Genomic DNA, 20,950 nt, shown 5'->3' with positions numbered 1-20,950 from the left:
GGACACAGCATGCCCGCGATCAAGATCGACCTGACCGACGAGGAGTACCGGCTCCGGCCGTGGGACATCTACGCCAGGCTGCGTGACGACGCCCCCGTCCACCACGTGCCGAACGGCACCTGGGAGGGCCACGACTTCTACGTCCTCAGCCGTTACGAGGACTGCGAACTGGCCCTCAAGGACAAGAAGCTGTTCTCCTCGCACATCCGCAAGGACGACTACCTCAACCTCCCGATGCTCGTGAACCGCGACGCGCCCGAGCACACCCGGCTCCGGAAGATGGCGAACCGCTCGTTCAACGCGAGGCTCGTCCGCACCCTGGAGAGCTGGGTGCAGGGCATCATCGACGACCTCATCCAGGACCTGCTCGCCCAGGACCGCGTCGAGTTCGTCGAGGGCTTCACCACCGCGCTGCCGCTGCGCGTCGTCGGCGACATGCTCGGCATCCCGCTCGACCGCAAGAACGACCTGCGCCGCTGGTCGTCCGCCGTCATGGACACGTTCGCCGTCGCGGCCGGGATGGACCCCTCGCACGTCCCCGGCTTCTTCGAGGACCTCATCGAGTTCGGCAACTACATGGCCGACCTCGCCCGGGAACGGCAGGGCAAGGAGAACCGCGGCGACATCCTCGGTGAACTCGTCGTCCAGCACGAGATCGGCGACATGACGCGCGACGAGCTCGTCACCATGGCCTGGTCGTTCGTCGCCGCCGGGCACGAGACCACCATGAACCTGCTCGGCGGCGGCATCCACATGCTGCTCAGCGACCCCGCCCTGGCCGCCCGGCTCGTCGCCGAACCCGACCGCACCCTCGACTTCGCCGAGGAGTACCTGCGGCTCTACAGCCCCACCCAGTGGCTGCTGCGCCGCGCCGCCGACGACGTCGTGCTGCACGACACCGTCATCCCGGCGGGCGCGCTCGTGCACGTCGTGATCGGCTCGGCCAACCGCGACCCGCGCAGGTTCGACGAGCCCGGCGGCTACGACCTCGACCGGGACAACAAACTCGACCACCTGGCGTTCGGCGCCGGACCCCACTTCTGCCCCGGCGCCGCGCTCTCCCGGCTGCTCGCCGACCTGACGTTCCGCTCCTTCTACCCGCACCTGCACCGGTTCTCCCTCGACCCCGACAGCCCGCCGAAACTGCGTACCCGTCAGGGCTCGTACGGCATCGCCCAGATGGACCTCGTCGTCCACCCGGCGTCGTCCGGCCAGCGGTGACGCGGGTGACCCAGAACCCCAGCAGAAGGACGATCCTCAGGGCGGGCACGGTGTCGGCCGCGTCCGCCGCGCTGGCCGCTGGCGCCGCCACCCCGGCGTCCGCGGCCCCCGAACCCGTCGACGTCCTCATCATCGGCAGCGGCTACGCGGGCGCCGTCGCCGCGCTCCGGCTCGCCGAGGCGGGCATCGGCAGCGTGGTGCTCGAACGCGGCCGCCGCTGGACGATCACCGAGGCGGGCGACACCTTCGCCACCCCCCGGAACCTGGACGGGCGGGCCGCCTGGCTGTCGGTCACCTCACCGTTCAGCGACCGGCCGCTCTCGCTGTTCACCGGCGTCCTGGAGTTCGCGCCGGGACTCGGCGTCTCGCTCCTGGCGGGCGCGGGCGTCGGCGGCGGCTCCCTGGTCAACTACGCCGTCATGGCCGAGCCGCCGCAGGACCAGTTCGCACGCTCCTTCGGGCCGCTGCTCGACCACACCGAGATGGCCGGGACGTGGTACCCGCGGGCCCGCGCGCTCATCGGCACCGCGCCCATCCCCGACGACGTCCTCAACAGCCCCTACTACACCAACGCACGCGACTTCCAACGCCAGGCCGACGCGGCGGGCATCCCCACCGAACGGGCCGAACTGGCGATGGACTGGCAGCGGGTCCGCGAGGAGATCGCCGGGACGGCGCCGCCCGCCGCCATCAACGCCGAATCCATGTTCGGCATGAACAGCGGCGCCAAACGCAGCGTGGACCGGACGATCCTCGCCGCCGCCGAAGCCACCGGCCACACCACCGTCCTGCCGCTCCACCGGGTCGACAGGCTCAGCGCCTCCGGCGACCGCTACCTCGTCCGCTGCGCCCGCCTCGACGACAACGGCAGGGTGCTCGCCAGGCCCGAGTTCCGCGCCCGGCACGTGATCCTCGCGGCGGGCTCGCTCGGCACCGCGCGGCTCCTCGTCCGGGCCAAGGCGCGCGGCGACCTCCCCGGCCTCAACGACGAGGTCGGCAGGCACTGGGGGAGCGGCGGCGACCACATCACCGTCCGCACCGGGATGCCGCCCAACAACCCCGCACAGGGCGGTCCCGGCCACATCCTCGCCAAGGACTGGGCGGACCCGGAGGCACCCGTGACCCTCCTGGGCTTCCCCGTCGGGTACCCGTTCCAGGCCGAGACGCGGGCCACCTCCGCGCTCGGCGTGCTCACCGCACCCGCCCTCGGGCGCTTCACCTACTCCTGGCTGACCGACAGCGTCGGGCTGCACTGGCCCTCGCTCGACGGACGGATCAGGGCGCTCTCGACCGCCGTCGACCGCACGCTCGGCAGGATCAACACGGCCAACCCCGGCACGTGGACGCTCGCCTCCACACCCGCCATCACCGCGCACTCGCTCGGCGGGGCGGTGCTCGGCAGGGCCACCAACGGGTTCGGCGAACTCGTCGGACAGCCCCGCCTGTACGTCGTCGACAGCTCCCTCATCCCCGGCTCGACCGGCTCCGTGCCGCCCGCGCTGACCGTCACGGCGCTGGCGGACCGGTGCGTCCAGGGCATCCTGGCGGAGCGGCTGACGTGAGCGTTCCCGACACCGCCACCGAACCCGCGGCGCGCGCCCTCACCCCCGCCCGGCGGTGGTGGATCCTCGCCGCGGTGTCCCTGGCGACCTTCATGTCGTACATGGACAACAACATCCTGAACGTCGCGCTTCCGTCGATCCAGCGGGAGCTCAACGTCACCATCGCCGGGCTGGAATGGATCGTCAGCAGCTACGTGCTGGTGTTCTGCGGGCTCATGCTCGCCGGGGGACGGCTCGCCGACCTCTACGGCAGACGGCGGTTCTTCCTGCTCGGGGTCGGCGTGTTCACCGCGGCGTCCCTCATGGCCGGGCTCGCGGGCGACCTCACCACGCTCGTGGCGGGACGGGTCCTCCAGGGGATCGGCGCGGCGCTCGCCATCCCGGTGTCCCTCGCGGTGCTGACCGACACGTTCCGCGACGAACGCGAGCTCAACCGGGCCGTCGGCGTGTGGAGCGCGGTCGGCGCGCTCGCCCTGGCACTCGGCCCGCCGATCGGCGGGTTCATCTCCGAACACTTCCGGTGGGGCTGGGTCTTCCTCATCAACGTGCCGTTCGGGCTGCTGACCATGGTGATCGCCTGGCTGACGCTGCGGGAGTCACGGGCCGCGACCGCCACCCGCATCGACGTCCCCGGCCTGGCCGCTTCCATCCTCGTGCTGTTCCCGCTGACCTACGCGCTCATCGAAGCACACGTCAGAGGGTGGGGATCCCCGGTGATCCTCGGCTCCTTCACGCTCGCGGCGCTCGCCCTCGCCGCGTTCGTCGTCATCGAGAACCGGGCCACCGACCCCATGGTGGACCTAGCGCTCTTCCGGAACCGGGTGTTCAGCGGCGGGCTCGTCGCCATGGTCCTGTGGGGCTTCGGCGTCATGGGCGTCTACTTCTTCACCGCCCTGTACTTCCAGAACATCCTCGGCTTCACCCCGACCCGGGCCGGGGCCGCCTTCATCCCGCTCGCCCTGTGCATGGCCGTCGCCGCGATCCTCGCCGAGACCGCCACCCGCAGGCTCGGCGCCGCCGTCACCGTCGTGACGGGGCTCGCGCTCACCGTGGCGGGCATGGTCGCCGGCTCGCTGCCCGGCCAGGGCAGCGGGTTCACCGACTTCCTGCCCGCGTTCGTGCTCCTCGGCGTCGGCTCCGGCCTCGCGCTGATCCCGCTGACCGCCGTTGTGCTCGGCGCGCTGCCGCCCGAACGGGCGGGCGCGGTGTCCGGCCTGGTCAACGCCTCACGGGAACTGTCGGCACTGCTCGGCGTCACCGTGGTCGGGGCGATGCTCACCGCGCGCCAGGCGGCCGTCGAACGCGGCGGCACCCCGCCGCCGGACTCGTTCGTCGACGGGTACCAGTTCGCCCTTCAGGCCGCCGCCGCGATAGTGGCACTCGGGCTACCGTTGAGCGCTTGGGTATTGCGTCGCCGAAAATTATGAATAATTTCGTTTCGCATAATCCCGGGGAGGCTGTGAGATCAATTTCACAACTTCCCCGGGGTCAGCGCGGGAGCGATCCAGATTAGTCTTTCACCTTGCGTTAATGTCATGCCAGGGGGCTGCACGTTGTCCGCGTGGTCGCGATAGTGGTGCCGGCGGCGGATGTTATGGTCCTCACATGAACCTTTCGCCAGGGGGAGTCATGGATGTGGGCCACACGCCGGCAACGGATTTCATTGGTCGGAAGGCGGGGGCGGCTGGCACGGTCCGCGTGTTCGTACACGACACTAACGACCTCAGCCGGGCGGGATTGGCGGCGATTCTCGAATCAGAGCCGGGAATCGTGGTGGTCGGACAGTCGGCCGAACCGGGGCAACTGGTGGACGGGGTCCGTTTCGGGGTGCCCGACGTGGTCCTGCTCAACCTGGACGGGACCAGCGCCGACGTCGTCCGGGGGCTGCTCGGGATCGAGGTCGTGAGCCGTTTCCGGATCGCCGCGATCTGCGCGGCCGGGGTGCCGGAAGTGGCCGTCGAGGCGCTCCGGCACGGGGCCGGCGGCGTCCTTTCCCGCAACGCGCCGAAAGCCCAGCTGGTCGACGAGGTCCTCGCCGTCGCACGGGGCACCGTGGTCCTTCAGCCTTACGTTGTCCGAACGCTAGTGGAGCGTTTCGATACGCCCTCTCCAGCCCCAACGAATGTGATCGGCCAGCTCGACGGAATGAAACTCACGGCACGCCAGAGAGACGTTCTGAACCTTGTGATCATGGGATATTCGAACGCCGAGATCGCCGAGACGCTGAATGTCGCCAGATCAACCGTCAAAAGCCACCTGTCGGCCATCCTGCGGCACCTCGGACTCCGCGACCGGAGCCAGCTGATCGTCTACGCCCAGCGGTTCGCGGCGGAGACCGAGTGAGGTGTGATCGGCTTCTCATCTGTCCTCCCCGACGGAACGGTGACTCTGTATATAGCGCTCACTATAGTCATGGGTGTGCCTGGTACGTCTAGGGGAGGCCGGAACAAGAGTGCCGACTCCCGCGAGAAGATCCTCGATGTCTCCGAGCGGCTCATGGCCGCGCACGGCTACGCGGCGACCCCCATCTCGGCGATCTGCCGGGACGCGGGGCTGCCGCCGCCGTCGATCTACTGGCACTTCGGCAGCAAGGAAGGGGTGCTCGCCGCCGTCATGGAGCGCGGCGCCCGCCGCTGGTTCGCCGGGCTGCCGACCTGGGACGACCTGACCGGGCCGCCGCAGGAACGGGTGCGCGCGCTCCTGGACGCGGGAGCCGACGGGCTGGCCGCGCACCCCGCCTTCCTCCGCCTCTTCTACATGCTCGCCCTGGACAGCGCCGGCGACGCCGTCGCCGCCGAACTCGTCCAACGGGTGCGGCACCGCGCCATCGCCCACTTCCGCGACGCCATCGGCCAGATGCTGGCGGCCGCGCACCCCGCCGCCGTCGCCGAGCCCGCCGCCGCCGAACTGACCCGCTTCGCCGTCGCCTACTCCGACGGCTGCTTCTTCGCCCTGCACCTCGAACCAGAACAGACCGACGTCAAGAAGATGTTCGCCGATCTGGGGCTGGCGCTGACACAGCTCACCCCGATCGTGGTCGCCCGGATCCGGGCGGCTCCCGAGCCGGACCGCTGAGAGGGATGTAGCTGAGATGAACGCACAACGCACGGTAGTGATCACCGGAGGGTCGCGCGGCCTCGGATACCAGGCGGCCAAGGTGATCGCCGCCGAGCGCGGCTGGTGTGTGGCGATCGCCGGACGCAACCGCGCCGCCACCGTCGCCGCCGCCGACCGCCTGTCGGCCGAGACCGGCGGCCGGGTCGTCCCGCTCGACCTCGACCTCGCCTCGCTCGCCGACGTCCGGCGCTTCGTCCGGGAACTGCCGCTCCGCGAACTGCCGCCCGTCCACTCGCTCGTGTGCAACGCGGGTGTGCAGTTCGTCAGCGACGTCCGGTACACCGACGACGGCTTCGAGGAGACGTTCGCGGTCAACCACCTCGCCCACTTCCTGCTGGCGAACCTGATGCTGTCGCTGCTCCAGCCGCCCGGCCGGATCGTCTTCGTCGCCAGCGACACGCACGACCCCGCGCGCAAGACCGGCATGCCCGCGCCGCGCTACACCGACGCGCAGTCTCTCGCCCGCCCCGTGGACCCCGAGGGCGGCAACCTGCACGGCCGGATCCGCTACACCACGTCGAAGCTCTGCAACGTCCTCACCGCCTACGAGCTGGACCGCCGCCTCGACACGAACGACGGCGTCACCGTCAACGCGTTCGACCCGGGCATGATGCCGGGCTCCGGCCTCGCCCGCGACTACGGCGCCTTCCAGCGCTTCGGCTGGCGCTTTGTCCTCCCGGCCCTCACCGTCCTCCCCCTCAACATCCACACCCAGCGCCGCTCCGGCCGCGCCCTGGCCCGCCTCGTCCTCGACCCGGCCCTGGAGACCACCAGCGGCCGCTACTTCGAGGGCTTCACCGAGACCCGCTCCTCCACCGACTCCTACAACCTGGACCTCGCCGCCGACCTCTGGAACACCAGCTCCGCCCTCACCGACCTAACCCGCCCCGTCCCCTAACCCAACCCCCCACCCCGCCTCCGCTCACCAAGCCGCCGCCGCCCAGGCGCCCAGGTCACAAACCTGGGCGCCCCGGCGCCCGCCGCCCCCACCGCGCAAGCGCGCACTCCGCCGTCGCCGCCCGCGACGTCGCCCGGGTCTGGGTGTGGGGTTCGGCGGTCAGGTGACGGACTGGAGGAGGCCCCAGGTGAAGTGGGCGGTGTGGGCGGTTCCCTCGGGGGTGGTGAAGGTGACGGCCCAGCGGCTGGGGCCTTCGCCGTCTAGGTGGGTGACGGGGGCGAAGGCTTGGGCGACGTCGCCGACCACACACGACCAGGGCGCCAGGTCGGCGACGGAGGTGAGGTCGGGGATGGGCGACGACTCCGGGCGGACCAGCCACTCCTGGAGGAGTGTGCCCTCGGGCCCGGCAAGCGCCTCGTAACGGAACTCCGGCCACAGCGGCAGCGTCCACCGGGAGGCGCGGCAGTGGACGTCGCCCAGCGGCCGCTCGGCCACCTCCTCGGGAGGTCCGAGAACGGCCCGCAGCCGCGCCACTCCGCGCGGCGCGCTCCGCGCCCGGACGAAACGCTGCCAGCGGGCGTTCACCTCCCGCATCTCCGTCCGCGACGCGCCCAGTCGCCGGGCCGCCTCAAGCACAAGATCCGGTTGGAAGTCCCCCATCCGCCGCAACAGAACCAGTTGGAACTCGCGCCGCCCGAACCCGTCCACCCCCCACTCCTACCACCGAAGCCCCGGCGGCGACGGCCCAGAGCGCCCGATGTCCGGCCAGGGCGTCGGTAATGCCGTCCGGACGTCCAAAAGCCGCGTTCCGGAGGGGGTGGAAACTCTCAAAGGTGGAAGCTCGCGATCCGCCCTGGAAAGATGGGATCTTGGCGGAGGGGGTGGCGGATGGACGAGCCGGTGCCCGAAGGCATCGACATCGACGTCACCGTGCCGAACGTCGCCCGGATGTACGACTACTACCTGGGCGGCAAGGACAACTACGCGGTCGACCGCGAGACCGCCGCGCGGGTGCTGCGGGCCGCGCCGCAGACGCCCGCGCTGGCCCGCGCGAACCGGGCGTTCCTCGGCAGGGCGGTGCGCCACCTCGTCCACGAGGCGGGCATAACGCAGTTCCTCGACCTGGGGGCAGGGCTGCCGACCCAGGGCAACGTGCACGAAGTCGCCCAAGAGGCCGACCCCGCCAGCCGATGCGTGTACGTCGACAACGACCCCGTCGTCCTCGCGCACGGGAGGGCCCTGCTGACGGGCGTCGCGGGCGCCGCCGTCCTCGCCGGGGACCTGCGGCGGCCCGCCGACCTGCTGGCAGACCTCCGCCACAAAGCCACGCTCGACCTGACGGAACCCGTCGCCGTGCTCCTCGTCGCCGTCCTGCACTGCCTGACCGACGAGGAGGACCCGTGGAAGGCCGTCCGGGCGATCGGCGACGCCGTCCCGTCCGGCAGCCACCTCGTCGTCTCCCACATCACCGCGGCGGAACTGCCCGACGCGGCCGAGGCAGGCGCCGCGGTCTACCGGCGCGCGGGCGCGGCGATGACGCTCCGGCCGCGCGCCGCCATCGCCCGCTTCTTCGACGGCTTCGACCTGCTCGAACCCGGCCTGGTGCCGCTCACCGAGTGGCGTCCCGGACCGGCGGGCGCGCCGCTCGGGCTGCCCGCGTGGTTCCTGTGCGGGGTCGCCGTCAAACCCTGACCCGTCAGTACCGACCCCACGGAGAGTGACAAGGTGACGGAACTCGACTTCAGCCTCCTCGCCGCCGCCCAACCCGTAGGCACGACCGCCGAGATCATGGACGGTGTCCGCGAAGAGCACAGGGCCTTCTATTCGGCCTACGGCAAGGGCTTCTGGGTGCTCACCAGATACGAGGACATCCTGGCCGCCTTCCAGGATCCCGAGCTGTTCTCCAGCGCCTCGGTGAACGCGCTCGACCCCGAGCCCCGCTACCGCTGGATCCCCGAGATGCTCGACCCGCCCGAGCACACCGGGTGGCGGCGGCTGCTGCGCCCGCACTTCACCCCGGCGGCCGTCAAGGCGCGGGAGGCGCGCGTCCGCGAGCACTGCGCCGGGCTCGTCGCCGGATTCGCCGCGTCCGGCGGGTGTGACTTCGTGGCGGACTTCGCCGTCCCGTTCCCGGCGGTGATCTTCCTGGAGCTGATGGGCTTGCCCGTCGAGCGGCTCGACACCTTCCTCGCCTGGGAACGCGCCATCCTGCACGGGCCGCCTTCGGCGAACGCCGCGCGGATGGCGGCGATGGGCGAGGTGACCGCGATGTTCGCCGAGCTGATCGCGCACCGGCGCGCCCACCCCGCCGACGACCTGATCAGCGACGCCGTCACCTGGACGCTCGACGGCGCGCCCATCCCCGAGGCCGACCTCCTCGCCATGTGCCTCCTGCTGTTCATGGCGGGCCTGGACACCGTCACCTCGCAACTCTCCTACGCGTTCTGGCACCTCGCCACCCACCCCGCCGACCAGAAGGAGCTGCGCGCGGACCCCGACCTGATCCCGTCGGCCGTCGAAGAACTGACGCGCGCCTACTCGATCGTTCTGCCCGGCCGTAAGGTGACCCGCGACGCCGAGTTCGCAGGCTGCCCCATGAAAGCGGGCGACATGGTGATGCTCCCGCTGACGTCCGCGAACCGTGACCCGCGCGCCTTCACCGCCCCCGCCCGCGTTGACCTCCGCCGTCCCCACAACCGCCACCTCGCCTTCGCCGCCGGGCCCCACCGCTGCCTGGGCGCCCACCTGGCCCGCCTCGAACTCCGCGTCGCCCTCGAAGAATGGCACCGCGTCCTCCCCCCTTACGCCCTCAACCGCCCGAACCCCACCGAACACACCTACGGCCTCCAGGGCCTCAACACGCTGCCCCTCACCTGGTCCTGACCGTTACCCAGAACCCAGCGAAGAACACCCGGCTCAAGCCACCAGTTCGGTGGAACTTGACGACGGCGTCGGACGCGATGTCGTCCGTCCTCCGTGCGTGATCTCGCGGTCGTGGTCGACAATGCCGGGTATGGGGAGATCTCGTGTGTGGTGGGCCGTCGGCGGGCTGCTCGTCGGTGGGGGACTTATCGGTCTCGGGGTGTTCTTTCACTCCGTGAAGCTGGAGAACGCCGACCGCTGGGCGAGCGTGATCGGGGTCTTCGTCGGCCTGGTGAGCCTGACCCTCTTGGCGGTCGAGTTCGTCGGCGCGCGACGCGGCTCCGCGACGTCGGCGGGGCAGCGGGTGGGCGAGGTGGCCGGAGACAACTACCAGTTCGGTTCGGTCACCGGCGGCCTGCGGATAGGGCCGCCCCGAGCCGTCCCCGGCCCGCCGCAGGAGGGCGGAAGCCCGGCTCAGGCCCCCGAGGACGGCGGCGGCCAGTCGGCGGGACGCGTGGGCGGCCGCAACGTGCAGGCGGGTTCGGTGGACGGCGGCGTGGAGATCGAGCCGGAGGGACCGACGGCGTGACCGGGGGACGGGGCCGACGCGGGTTCCCGGGCGGGCTGTGGGCGGGCGACGTCGGGGGCTCCAACATCCAGATCGGGTCGGCGTCCGGCCCGGTCACCGTGGTGGTGGAGAACACCGACGCCGCATACCGGCTCGACCTTCTCTCGCCCGTGCCAACGCCGCGACGGGTGCCACGGTCGCAGCGTTCCCCGTCGTTCCTGCTGGACACACGGCGGATGGTGGTCCCCTACTGGGAGCGCCCGACGATCCAGGGCGAGCTGGCGTCCTGGTGCGCCGACGATGAGCCGGTCTCGGTGCGGCTGCTGTACGGGCCCGGCGGCGCGGGCAAGACCCGCCTCGCCGGTCGGTTCGCGACGCTCGCCCACGACGACGGATGGCAGGTGCTGGAGGCACGGGACCTGTCCGCACCCGGCCAGGGCGTCGCCACGCACCGGGCCGACCAACCGCAGGACGGCGACGCGCTGGTCGTCGTCGACTACGCCGACCGCTGGCCCCTGGAATCCCTCACCCGCATGATCGCCGGACTCGTCCACCGCCACGACACCCGCACCGCCACCGACGGCGCGGACGCGGGGAAGCTCCGGTTCCTGCTGCTGGCCCGCCCCCAGCAAGGATTCTGGAGCGACGTGGAAGCGGCCATCGGCGCCCTGCCGGTGGACCTGGCCGACCCGATCCCCCTCGAAGGACTCACCGACCGCCCCGACGCCCTCCACCAGGCTTTCCACCAAGCCGCCCACGCGTTCCAAGAAGCCCTGGACGCGCCTCCCCGCCAGGTCCCACTCCCCGCAGGGCTACTGACTCCTTCGCCCGGCACGGACCCCCTGTCGCCGCTGACTGTGCACATGGCCGCCCTGGCCGCCGTATGCGCCGTAGAGGCCGACGACCCCGTCCCCGACAGCGACGACCTGTCCCGCTACCTCCTCCAACACGAGCGGCGCTACTGGCTCACCACCGAGCAGGGCCCCGAGATCCTGGCCACCACCGTCATGCTGGCCAGCCTCTTCGGCCCCGCCCCCGACCACGCCCAGGCCCGCTCCTGGCTGATCAACGCAAGACTCGCCCCCACCCCCACCGCCGCCGACCAACTCCTCTCCACCCACGCCCGCCTCTACCCCGAACCAGCCCCACCAGCCCAGGCCCTCCCACCCCTCAAACCCGACCACTTCGCCGAAGACCTCGTAGCCGCCCACCTTTCCTCACCCCGCCCCCGAGACCTCCTCACCGACCTCCTCACCAACAACCACACCACCCCACCCCAAGCCCGCCAGGCCCTCACCGTCCTAGCCGCCTCCGCCGACCGCCACCCCACCACCCGCACCTACCTCTTCACCCTCCTAGCCACCACCCCCACCATCCCCCAGTCATGGCTCACCCCCACCCTCATCCAAACCGTCATCACCCACGCTCCCCACGACGTCGCCACCCTCCTGGACAACGCCATCCCCATCCACCGCACCGACCTCCTCCGCCCCACCCGAGACCTCAACCACCACCTCCTCACCACCCTCCCCACCACCGCCACCCCAGCCCAACGCGCCCACCGCCTCAACAACCTCAGCATCAGCCTCGCAGGCACCGGAGAAACCCGCGCCGCCCTGAATCCCGCCCGCGAAGCCGTCCAACTCTGCCGCACCTTGGCCGAGGACGACCCCACCACCTACCTCCCCGACCTGGCCGTCGCCCTCAACAATCTCAGCAACTGCCTCTCGGCCGTCGGGGACAGGCGCGCCGCGCTGGAGGCCGCCCGTGAAGCCGTCCAGATCCGCCGGGTCCAAGCTGAGGCCGCCGTCTACCTGCCTAACCTCGCCCTGTCGCTCAACAATCTCGGCAACCGCCTGTCGGAGGTGGGAGATAACCGGGCTGCGTTGGAGGCAGCTCGTGAGGCGGTCGGGATCTATCGGGTACTGGCTGAGGCTGAGCCTGCCGTCCACCTGCCCGATCTGGCCGTGTCGCTCAACAATCTCGGCAACCGCCTGTCGGGGGTAGGGGAGGTGGGTGCCGCGTTGGAGGCCGCTCGTAGGGCCGTCCAGATCTGGCGGGCTTTGGCTGAGGCTGAGCCTGCCGTCTACCTGCCTGACGTCGCCCTTTCCCTCCACAACCTCGGCAACTGGCTGTCGGAAGCAGGAGAGGCGGACGCCGCCCTGGAGGCCACCCGCGAGGCCGTCCAGATCCGCCGCGCCCTGGCCGACGAAGAGCCCGCCACCTACCTCCCCGACCTGGCCAGATCCCTCAACAACCTCAGTGCCCGGCTGTCGGAGGCCGGGGATGGAGATGCCGCGCTGGAGGCCGCCCGCGAAGCCCTCCAGATCCGCCGCGCCCTGGCCGAAGCCGACCCCGCCCACCTACCCGGCCTCGCCATGGTCCTGGCCGTCAACGCCGGAGTACGGGACACGTACGGCCGCGACCTGGAGAACGCTCTCAGGTTCGCCGACGAGGCCACCGCGATCTTCGGTCGGCTGGCCGAAGACCTCCCCGACGTCTTCAACCAGCCGCTCACCGTGGCACAGCACCTGAGGGATTCCCTCCACACCAAGATCAACCAACCGCACAACGCCGCCAACCCACCCCCGGCCCACGGCGAAGAACCCCCACCCGCGTTACCGCCACTCGGATGGTGACCGTCGTGGCTTCTCGGTCAGGGGTTCACGGTCGAGTGATGGTAGGCCCTGAGGTCGGAGAGGAGGGTGTCGAGAACGAGTTCCTCCTCGATCCGGACGGCGCGGTGGGCCATCGCGGCGGCAAGAGAAGGGGACCAGGGAGTGGGCTGCGGCCGACCGGTCAGCGGGCCGCCGGACGGGGCGGCGAGGTAGTCCTCGGTGGAGTAGCGCCAGGGGACGAAGCGCACACGCGCGTGGACCGCGCTCGCGATGGAGACCCCTCCCCAATCGAAGTCGCCGTGGTAGCGGAAGCTCGCGCCGCCGTCGGAGAGAAGCGCGAGGAGACGCCAGACAGCCGATGAGGGGCGTCCACCGACGCAGACGAGAGGCGGGCAGCCGGAGCCGAGCTCGTCGGCCGCCGCGGCGACGACCACGGGGTTCTCACACACGTGCACGGCCGCGGCCCGGAGGGGGCCGACATGATCGCGGAGCTGACGAAGGGTGAGGCAGGAAGGTTGGCCCGCGGCCTTCTGGGCGTGCAAGACAGCCCCCAGAGGGGTGGTGGGATCACCTGTGAGTCCGAGGACCAGGACGGTGGAAGACAGCTCGTCAAGGTGCACACCCACGGCCGCCCACGTCGCGCGGCGGGCCTCGGCGGACGGTTCGGCGGCGAACGGGGCTCCGGCCAGCGCGCGGGCGGCCGACAGCGCGAGCGTGCCGAGCGGCCGCCCGTCGTCGAGCGCGTGCGCGTCCCCGCAGGTCTCCGCAGCGAGGCGGCCAAGCGGCACCGACAGGGAGGGCAGGCGATCGAGCACAGCGGCGAGCCGCGCGACGAGGGGAGCCGCGTCGGCCGGTGCGGGGGCCAGGCGGCGGATCAGGCCGGTGGTGTCCAGCCACGACCGCCAGTCGTGGAGTTCCGGCCGGTCCGCGACGACAGTGTCGAGCGGCAGGTAGGCGTCCCGCCAGGCGGTCTCGGTGGCACGGCGCCGCTCGGCGAGGGAGTCGACAGGCCCGGTGAGCACGGTGACGGCCACGGCGAGCCCTCCGTGCCCCGTGGCGTGGAGCAGCTTGTCGACGTCACCGAGATCGACGGTCAGGGTCGCTCCCGTGGCGGGTCTGCGACCCAGCAGCGCCGCCAGCGCGCGACGCTGGCTTTGTGTGGGCTCGGACAGGGTGACGGCGCCGGTCAGCGCGGTGCCCCGGGCGAGGCGGCGCCGCGCCCGGTCGATCAGCCAGGCGAGATCCGGACCCCCGATCAGGCGGCGAAGCCGATCCTCGGCCGATCCCGTCGTCGCGCCGGTCATGAGAAGAGCGTCTCCTCCGAAGCCACCGGTTCCGACGGTTCGGGGAGGCGGAACGCGTCAGGTCGCGGCGCCCGGGTGCGCTCGCGGCCGTCCCACCGCCAGGGGGTGACGAGGACGGCGTCGATGCCGTCGCGGCGGGAGAGCTGGCAGATGGCCAGCCCCGGCACCTGCGGGTAGCAGCCCCATTCACGTTCGCTGGTCATGACGACGTCCATGTCGAAGGTGGCGAGCAGCCCGAGGCATTTGGCGCGGGAGTCGTCGTCAACGCCCGCGAACGCCTCGTCGAGGGCGACGAGGCGCGGCGCGTGCGGGTTGCCCGCGGATTTGTAGTAGGCCGAGGCGGCGGCGAAGAGCGGCACGGACGCGGCGAGGACCCGCTCGCCCCCGGAGGCCGGGCCGGTCGCGGCGCGCCACTGTCCGTCCTGGAGGCGCTGGATCGCGAACTCGTGCCACGACCGGTAGTCCAGGGCCCGGGTGAGCTGTTCGGTCCAGCCCGCCGACGGGTTCTCCGTGTGCTCCCGGGCGATCTGGTCCTGGAGGAAGGCGCCGACGGAGGTACGGTCCTCCTCGGTCCAGGCGTCGATCGTCTGGCGGAGCTTCGCGCGCACCCGGTCGAGCCCTTCGGGAGCCTTCTTCGCGGGACGCCAGATCAGCCGCAAGGTCATGCCGGTGGAGGTGGGACGGGCGTTGAGTTCGCCGTTCATCGCGGCGACCTCCTCCTCACCGGCGAGGATCAGTTCATGGAGCGTCCCGGCGACCTCGTTGAGGAGGTGGTTCTCCAGGATCTCGCGTTCCCTGGCCGACAGCAGCGTGGCCCGGTGGTCCTTCTCCTCCGCGAGGGCGGCGGCGAGTTCGGGGATGTCGCGGGTCCTGCCGTGGAACACGACGTCAACGAGCATGATCCCGTCGCGCAGGGTCAGGCCGACCGAGTGGCCGTGCCGCGACATCGTGTCGGAGAGGATCTTGTGCTCCTCGGCTACCCGTTTCTGGGCGCGGTCCCAGGGCCCGTCGTCGTCGGCGACGGACTCCAGCGCGGCGTTGGTCGCCCGCGCGAGCTGGACGGCGGCGGTCGGCGACCAGGGCTCGGCGGCATCGGGGATCTCGGCTCCCGGCAGGGCGAGGGCGAGAATTCCGGTGCCGGCGAAGGCTCGGAAGGCGGTGACGGCCCGGTCCCGGGTCTCGACGGCCTGCCGGATCTGACCCTGGAGGGTTTCCCGGCTGCCCTCGGCCGTGCCCCGGGCGAGCAGGGCTTTCTCCTGGAGCCCGCGGACGTCGCGTTCGGAGGAGGCGCGTTCGGCGATGGCCTGTTCGACGGCGCGCAGACCGCGGAAGAGTTCCTCGACCCCGGCTCCGGCGGTCTCGACGAGCGCGCGGTAGGTCTCGTCCGCGGTGGTGGCGGCGGCGCGCGCCTCCTCGGCGCCGAAGGCGGCCTCGGCCGCCCGCTCGCGCAGTTCCGCCAGCTCCGCGGCGGCCTCCTTGACGGTGGTGCGCGCGTCGAGCACGGCGGTGATCATCGGCCAGAGCGGGGCCAGGGCGAGCCGGTAGTCGGCGAGCGCGGTCTTCACCGCGGGAAGGCTCGCCGGTTCTTCGGGCAGTCCGACGTCCAGGGCGAACTCCGTGGCACGGACGCGCGCGGCGTCGGCCTCCCCGCGCCGCCGCTCGGCGACGCCCGCGGCCGTCGCGTGGGCCTGGTCGAGGTCGCGTTTGCCGCGGTGCTCGCCGGCGAGCCGAAGGTGTGCCTCGCGCAGCGGCGTGTCCGGGGGAATCCCGCGGTGCTCGTCGGTGAGTCGTGACTGGCGCGCGGCCAGCCTCGCGCGTTCGGCGGCGAGCCCTTCCAGGGCGGCTTCGAGTACGGCCAGTTCGGCGCGTGCGGCGGCGAGCCGTTCCCGCCGGGCGGCTTCGCGGGCTCCTTGCCCGACGTATACGGCGTTCTCCTTGCGCCAACGGCCCCCGAGCGGCCCGTTGGCCCACGTGCCGTCCACCGACACCCAGGTGGTGCCGCCAGGCCCCAGCCCGATCCGCCCCAGAACCTCCGCGATCACCGTGTCGGTGAGGGGAGCGACGGCCGGGTCGGCGCGGTCGGCGGAAGGCATGAGAACGTCGGCGCAGCTTGGTCCGGAGATGGCGGAGCCGGTCAGCAGGAACGAGTCCTCGGCGTCGAGGAGCCCGCCGTCCGGCGTGATCCAACCGTCGAGTAGCCCGGACGCCTCCAGCGCGGCCTCAAGTCCCGCCCGGTGCTCGGGCGAGAGTGCTTCGGCGAACTCCACCGCCTTCCACAGCGGCGCCCCCGGCCTGCCGTCCCGCGCGCCGCCGTCCCGGAAGTGGGGGACCGGGGGGACGGCGGTGACGCCGGATTCCAGGCGCGCGATCTCAGCGCGAAGCGTGTCGGCGCGGCCACGGTGCTCGGCTTGCGCACGCTGAAGGTCGCCGTCGGCACGGGCGAGGGCGGCTGTGGCGTCACGGGCCGCGTCGTGGACGAGGGAGGCTGCCGGATTGACGCCGGAGGCGGTGCCCGACCAGGACTCCAGCGCCGCGAGGACGCCATCGGAGTCGGGGACGCGCAGCTCGACGAGTCCGGCGAGGTAGGCGAGATAGTCAGCGGTGAGCACCCCGATCTCGACGCTCACCCGCTCTTCGGCCAGCGCGATGCGCTCGGCGGCCCGCTGTAGTTCCCCGGTGAGCCGCTCGACCTCGCCACGGGCGTTCTCCCAGCGCGCGCGGGCTCGCGCGGCGTCGGCGAACAGGCGCTCCAACTCCGCGACGGCATGCTCGCGGTTCGCGGCGACGTCCTCGACGGCCCGTCGGACGGCGGTCGGATCGCTCTCCCAACCCGCGACGGCTTCGCGATGCCGGTCCGCGCACCCGCTGAGTTCCGCGGCTTCCAGCGCGGCGGAGAACGCCGCCGACAGGTCCGCTTCGGCCCGCGCGGACCGGCGGTCCAGTTCACGGGCCTTGCCTTCGGCCCGGTCGGCGTGGCGGGCGTGATCGGTCGCGTCCTTCGTCCGGTCCTGGGCGAATCGGACGAGCCGCCGGGCCTCCTCTCCGGTCTCCTTGAGCCGCTGCGCGTCGCGCATCTCGGGGCTCTGCCTGAGGGCGGTCTGGCGCGCCTCCAGCTTGACGCGCTCGTCAGCCAGGGTCTTCAGCTTCTCCTCAGCCTCGGCGATGTCCTGGCGGGCGGACGCCAAGCGCTGCTCGGCCTCGATGAGATCACGGCCGAGATGCTCGTAGCGGCTGTGCGCGATCCGGAGTTCGCCGGCCTTGCGTTTCGCGGCGATCGCCGCGTAGCCCTGGTAGTGCCGGAGGAATCCGCTGGCGGCCTGGCTCGCCTCCTCTAGGGCGCGCAGCGCGTCGCGCTCCTCGTCCAGACCGCGGAACGCTTCGGCGACCGTCCCGACCAGGGCCGTGCTGAGCGGCGGAAGAGCCTCGGTGAGGGCACGGGACAGCAGCTTCTCGTCCGGCTTCTTCGACAGCTGCGGCTGACGGATCTGGATCAACAGGTTCACCAGCGCGTCGTAGCGGTGCTCGCCCAGGCCGAACAGCGCGGCGTCCACGGCCCTGCGGTAGTCGAGGGCCCTGTCGTAGACGGTTCCCCGTCCCTCAAGGGCGTCGCGAAGCTTCTCCCGCGTGACGGTGACGCCCGAGCCGGACACCAGGGCGACGCCCGCACCGACGCGCTCGCCCGTGACGAAGAACCAGTGCTTGGTGATCCCGCGGTCCTTGACGGCCTTGAGGCCACAGCCGATCGTCCGGTACTCGAAGCCGCCCTCCGAGGTGCGGCGGCCGAACTCCAGCCACGTGTAACCGGTCCGTTCGGGATGCGGATGCCTGCCGCCGAGCAGAAGGTTCCACTCCATCCGCTTCTGCCGGTCCCCGTCGGGTTCGACGCGGTGCGGTGACAGCTCTCCGTCGAGCAGGAACGGCAGCGTCAACGCGAGCACCTTGGACTTGCCGGTGCCGTTGTTGCCGCGCAGCAACAGCCTGCCGTCGTGGAAGTGGAACTCCTCGGCGTCGTAGTAGAACATGTCCACGAGCCCGGCGCGCAGCGGCTTCCAGCGCTCGGAGTCGGGGCTCGGGAGCGTCATCGGGGTTCCTTGACCGTCGGTTCGGCGAGCGCGTAGCGGGAGATCGCGGGCAGCGCCGCGACCGAGGAGCCCCGGATCTCGGCGAGGCGCAGGGCGGTCAGCCGGTCCAGGACACCGGCGAGCAGCTCGGTCTCGGCGCCCGGCTCGGTGACGCCCTTGCGCCAGTACGTCTGGTGGGCTCGGGCGGCCGCGCGCACGAAGGCGTGCAGGGCGTCCAGCGGGACGGTGCCGTGCTCGGCCAGGTGCTCCGCGACCAGAAGCGTCAGATGGCCGTCGGTGCGCTGCTCGGGCATGCGGATGTCGGTGAGCTCGTCGTGCGGGTCGACCATGGCCACGCCCTCGGCTCTGATCTCGGCGATCAGGCCGGTCGCCTGCTCGATGCGGCGCGTGATCGCGTGCCGCTGGGAGGTCAGGTACGCCCGTTCGGCCTCGGTCAGGTCCGTGTGGTAGACGACGGGCTCGTCCAGGAGCCTGCGGGTCAGCGCTCTGCGCAGGGCCTGGTTGCGGAGGTCGTCGGTGTCGGGCAGGGGTACGGCCACCAACGCCGAGAGCCGTTCGTCCAGGGTCGCCGCCTCGACGGTCGAAGGGCCGCGAGTCCCCGTGAGCAGCCTCGACAGCACCTCCCGCCGGACGTCGTAGAGCACGTCACCGGAGGCCGACAGGTAGGACTCCTCCTCTCCCGCGACCCGGCGCAGCACGCCCCAGTCGATGAGCAGCCGGACGACGGCCACGAGGTCGGTCCGCTCGGCGCGGCTCTCCAACGGGAAGGAGAAGTCGAGGTCGGGTTCGGCGGCCGCGGTCAGCACCTCGTCGGCCAGCCGGCCGAGCGTCGTCTGGGCGTCGGCGCGCTCCAGCACGGACAGCGCGAGGCAGAGCACGACGTAGCGACGGCGCCCGAACGGCTCGCGCGCCCGGCCGCGCGCCGGGTGGGTGCTGTCGGACGTGGCGGACACCGTCTTGAACAGCCGCGCCACCCCGGCCTCGACGTGCAGCCGCCAGCCCGTCTCCCGGGTGAGCCACTCGCGCAGCTCCCGCTGGCAGCGCCGGACCTTGAGCAGGGCCTCCGCGTCATGCTCGGCGGTGAGCAGCGGTTTGGCCAACAGGGCGCGCAGCGCCCCCCGGCGCAGCTCGACCTCCTCCGCGCCCGTCACGACGTCCCCATCAGATCCGTGATCTCGATCAGATGCTCCGGGCCGGAAAGGACGCCGTCCTCGGTGCGGACGCGGATCTCGCCGCCGTCCGGGACCGGCGACAGCCTGACCTCGAAGGAGCCGTCCGCGGTGATGGTCCTGACCTCGGTCTCCCCGGGAGCACGGGCCGACAGCGCGTCACCCAGCAGGGCGAGGAACAGCCGGAAGACCTTCGGGTCGAGGACGTCGAGGGCCGAGAGCGGCACGGGACCGTCGGTGCACAGGCGCGCACGGGCCTCGGCGGTCTCGGCCGCCTCACGGTCGGCGAGCTCGCGCAGGTGCCGCTTCTCCTCCGCCCGGCTCCGGATCTTCGCCTGCCTGCCTCGGCGCTCGTAAGCGCCGGTCTTGCGCAACTGCGGTGAGATCCGCAGCGGAGGAGCCTCGGCCCAGGGCGTCGTGGAATCGGGCTCGGCGTCCCGCCAGGCGTCGAGGGTGGCGCCGGTGACGGTCAGATGCCGCGCCGGGTTCAGGCCGAACGCGGCCCGCCAGATCCGGTGCGCGCTCGCGTCGTCGGGGGCCTCGGCGAACCAGCGGGCGAGGGCGCGGAAGTCGGCGGAGCGATCCGACCTGCCCGAACGGCGCTCGTTGAGCAGGCCGACCGCGTCGATCAGCTGCTTGATCGCGCCGACCGCCGACTGGCGCAGCAGCCTGGACTGCGAGCTGTGCCCACTCGTCGAGACGAACCATCCGCTGAGGCCGCGCCACCTGTTGCGCCATGCCTCGAACGCCTCGCGCTCGGCCCGCGCCAGGCCCGCCGCGGCGTCGGCGCCGTCGGGCACCGCGTCCGCCGCCTCCCGCCGGGCGGCCAGCAGGAGCAGGCGCTCATGGCCGAGTTCCTCCAGCCGGACGAGTAGGCCGGCGATCCTGGCACCGGAGTTGGCCAGGTCGGAGATGAACCGGTTGATGTAGTCGATGAGGCGTTCCTTGTAGGTGATGAAACCCTCCACGTCGCCGTCGGAGAAGTCGATCGCGCGGCGCAGCGAGGCCATGAACGCCTGGGCGTTGTCGGCCAGTGACGTGAAGCGCTCGGCCAGCGCCAGCAGCAGCAGATGCGCCTGCGCCGGGTCTGGGTCGGGCTGGGCCGCCAGCTTCTCCAGCGCCGCGAGCCGCTCGGCGATGTCGGCGAGCGCCACCGACTGGAGCGCGCCGCGCTGCCCCACCACCTCCTCGTACAGGGCGATGGCCTGCTCGGCCGCGTGCCCCTGCGGGGTGAGCTGGAAGAGAAACCGTTTGCGGTGGAAGTCCTCGACCGAGGTGACCCTGCCGGTGTCGGCGTCGGCCCGCAGGTTGCCCCACTCGACAAGTTTCTCCAACGCGGCGACCAGCGCCTCGTCCGCGCCTCGACCCAGCTCCGCGGCCACGTCCTCCGGCCGCAGATGCACCACGAACCTGTCCTTGGCCCGCAGAAAGACCACAAGGATCGCCCGGTAAAGCCCCTCCAGAGGCGTCCCCAGATGCGCGAACGGCTGAGCCCCCCGCTCGCCCCCCAACACCATCTCCGCCACAGCCCAATTATCAGACGTCATCC

Annotated in this window: 15 protein-coding genes; 10 read left to right on the top strand and 5 right to left on the bottom strand. The window is 71.8% G+C overall.

Annotation, left to right across the window (positions count from 1 at the left end):
• The first annotated feature begins 9 nt into the window (after nucleotides 1–9).
• The 6 genes from LO762_RS15025 to LO762_RS15000 all read left to right on the top strand — a co-directional run bounded on the left by LO762_RS15025 (nucleotide 10) and on the right by LO762_RS15000 (nucleotide 6,798).
• Nucleotides 10–1,221 carry a cytochrome P450 gene (locus tag LO762_RS15025; protein ID WP_230615477.1) on the top strand — a complete coding sequence of 404 codons (1,212 nt, stop codon included), beginning with the start codon at nucleotides 10–12 and terminating at the stop codon, nucleotides 1,219–1,221.
• 5 nt (nucleotides 1,222–1,226) lie between these two features.
• The gene (locus LO762_RS15020) at nucleotides 1,227–2,783 is read left to right on the top strand and encodes an FAD-binding protein (RefSeq protein WP_230615473.1); all 1,557 of its coding nucleotides are present in this window, start codon (nucleotides 1,227–1,229) and stop codon (nucleotides 2,781–2,783) included.
• On the top strand, nucleotides 2,780–4,210 hold the full coding sequence (locus LO762_RS15015; protein WP_230615470.1) for an MFS transporter: 1,431 nt from the start codon (nucleotides 2,780–2,782) through the stop codon (nucleotides 4,208–4,210). Before LO762_RS15020 ends, LO762_RS15015 begins: the two co-directional genes overlap by 4 nt.
• Before the next feature lie 178 nt (nucleotides 4,211–4,388).
• Entirely contained in the window at nucleotides 4,389–5,126 is a 738-nt protein-coding gene (locus LO762_RS15010) for a response regulator transcription factor (RefSeq protein ID WP_230615467.1), read from the top strand.
• Nucleotides 5,127–5,201: 75 nt separating this feature from the next.
• A complete protein-coding gene (locus LO762_RS15005) occupies nucleotides 5,202–5,858 on the top strand; it encodes a TetR/AcrR family transcriptional regulator (protein ID WP_230615464.1) in 657 nt (218 codons plus the stop codon).
• A gap of 16 nt (nucleotides 5,859–5,874) precedes the next feature.
• Nucleotides 5,875–6,798, top strand: a complete 924-nt coding sequence (locus LO762_RS15000) for an SDR family NAD(P)-dependent oxidoreductase (RefSeq protein WP_230615461.1) — start codon at nucleotides 5,875–5,877, stop codon at nucleotides 6,796–6,798.
• A gap of 159 nt (nucleotides 6,799–6,957) precedes the next feature.
• On the opposite strand, the gene LO762_RS14995 is transcribed toward LO762_RS15000, so the two are convergent.
• Nucleotides 6,958–7,506: a hypothetical protein gene (locus LO762_RS14995; RefSeq protein WP_230615458.1), complete on the bottom strand. Its 549-nt coding sequence runs from the start codon at nucleotides 7,504–7,506 to the stop codon at nucleotides 6,958–6,960.
• A gap of 180 nt (nucleotides 7,507–7,686) precedes the next feature.
• On the opposite strand from LO762_RS14995, the gene LO762_RS14990 reads away from it, so the two are divergent.
• From LO762_RS14990 to LO762_RS33525, 4 genes are all read left to right on the top strand, one after another.
• A complete protein-coding gene (locus LO762_RS14990; protein WP_230615455.1) occupies nucleotides 7,687–8,490 on the top strand; it encodes an SAM-dependent methyltransferase in 804 nt (267 codons plus the stop codon).
• 33 nt (nucleotides 8,491–8,523) lie between these two features.
• Nucleotides 8,524–9,681: a cytochrome P450 gene (locus LO762_RS33530; protein WP_230615452.1), complete on the top strand. Its 1,158-nt coding sequence runs from the start codon at nucleotides 8,524–8,526 to the stop codon at nucleotides 9,679–9,681.
• Nucleotides 9,682–9,811: 130 nt separating this feature from the next.
• Complete coding sequence (locus tag LO762_RS14980) at nucleotides 9,812–10,249, top strand: hypothetical protein (RefSeq protein WP_230615450.1); 438 nt, start codon at nucleotides 9,812–9,814, stop codon at nucleotides 10,247–10,249.
• Entirely contained in the window at nucleotides 10,246–12,867 is a 2,622-nt protein-coding gene (locus LO762_RS33525) for a tetratricopeptide repeat protein (RefSeq protein ID WP_308103923.1), read from the top strand. Before LO762_RS14980 ends, LO762_RS33525 begins: the two co-directional genes overlap by 4 nt.
• A 17-nt stretch (nucleotides 12,868–12,884) precedes the next feature.
• Here LO762_RS33525 and LO762_RS14970 read toward each other — a convergent pair whose 3' ends face one another.
• From LO762_RS14970 to LO762_RS14955, 4 genes are read right to left on the bottom strand one after another with little or no spacing between them, the layout of a single operon-like run.
• A complete protein-coding gene (locus LO762_RS14970) occupies nucleotides 12,885–14,150 on the bottom strand; it encodes a TIGR02679 family protein (RefSeq protein ID WP_230615447.1) in 1,266 nt (421 codons plus the stop codon).
• Nucleotides 14,147–18,232: a TIGR02680 family protein gene (locus LO762_RS14965; RefSeq protein ID WP_230615445.1), complete on the bottom strand. Its 4,086-nt coding sequence runs from the start codon at nucleotides 18,230–18,232 to the stop codon at nucleotides 14,147–14,149. Before LO762_RS14965 ends, LO762_RS14970 begins: the two co-directional genes overlap by 4 nt.
• On the bottom strand, nucleotides 18,229–19,383 hold the full coding sequence (locus LO762_RS14960; RefSeq protein WP_230615442.1) for a TIGR02678 family protein: 1,155 nt from the start codon (nucleotides 19,381–19,383) through the stop codon (nucleotides 18,229–18,231). The genes LO762_RS14965 and LO762_RS14960 overlap by 4 nt, the downstream gene beginning before the upstream one ends.
• The gene (locus LO762_RS14955; RefSeq protein WP_230615884.1) at nucleotides 19,380–20,918 is read right to left on the bottom strand and encodes a TIGR02677 family protein; all 1,539 of its coding nucleotides are present in this window, start codon (nucleotides 20,916–20,918) and stop codon (nucleotides 19,380–19,382) included. Before LO762_RS14955 ends, LO762_RS14960 begins: the two co-directional genes overlap by 4 nt.
• Nucleotides 20,919–20,950 lie beyond the last annotated feature (32 nt).

It is taken from the genome of Actinocorallia sp. API 0066 (assembly GCF_020991275.1).
Lineage (GTDB): Bacteria > Actinomycetota > Actinomycetes > Streptosporangiales > Streptosporangiaceae > Actinocorallia.
This window is presented reverse-complemented; position numbering and strand designations above follow the sequence as displayed.

Excerpts from the sequence above, each read along its gene's own strand:
- LO762_RS15025 (WP_230615477.1), top strand. The coding sequence starts at position 10 with ATGCCCGCGATCAAGATCGACCTGACCGACGAGGAGTACCGGCTCCGG.
- LO762_RS15010 (WP_230615467.1), top strand. The coding sequence starts at position 4,389 with ATGAACCTTTCGCCAGGGGGAGTCATGGATGTGGGCCACACGCCGGCA.
- LO762_RS15000 (WP_230615461.1), top strand. The coding sequence starts at position 5,875 with ATGAACGCACAACGCACGGTAGTGATCACCGGAGGGTCGCGCGGCCTC.
- LO762_RS14990 (WP_230615455.1), top strand. The coding sequence starts at position 7,687 with ATGGACGAGCCGGTGCCCGAAGGCATCGACATCGACGTCACCGTGCCG.
- LO762_RS14980 (WP_230615450.1), top strand. The coding sequence starts at position 9,812 with ATGGGGAGATCTCGTGTGTGGTGGGCCGTCGGCGGGCTGCTCGTCGGT.
- LO762_RS14970 (WP_230615447.1), bottom strand. The coding sequence starts at position 14,150 with ATGACCGGCGCGACGACGGGATCGGCCGAGGATCGGCTTCGCCGCCTG.
- LO762_RS14965 (WP_230615445.1), bottom strand. The coding sequence starts at position 18,232 with ATGACGCTCCCGAGCCCCGACTCCGAGCGCTGGAAGCCGCTGCGCGCC.
- LO762_RS14955 (WP_230615884.1), bottom strand. The coding sequence starts at position 20,918 with ATGGTGTTGGGGGGCGAGCGGGGGGCTCAGCCGTTCGCGCATCTGGGG.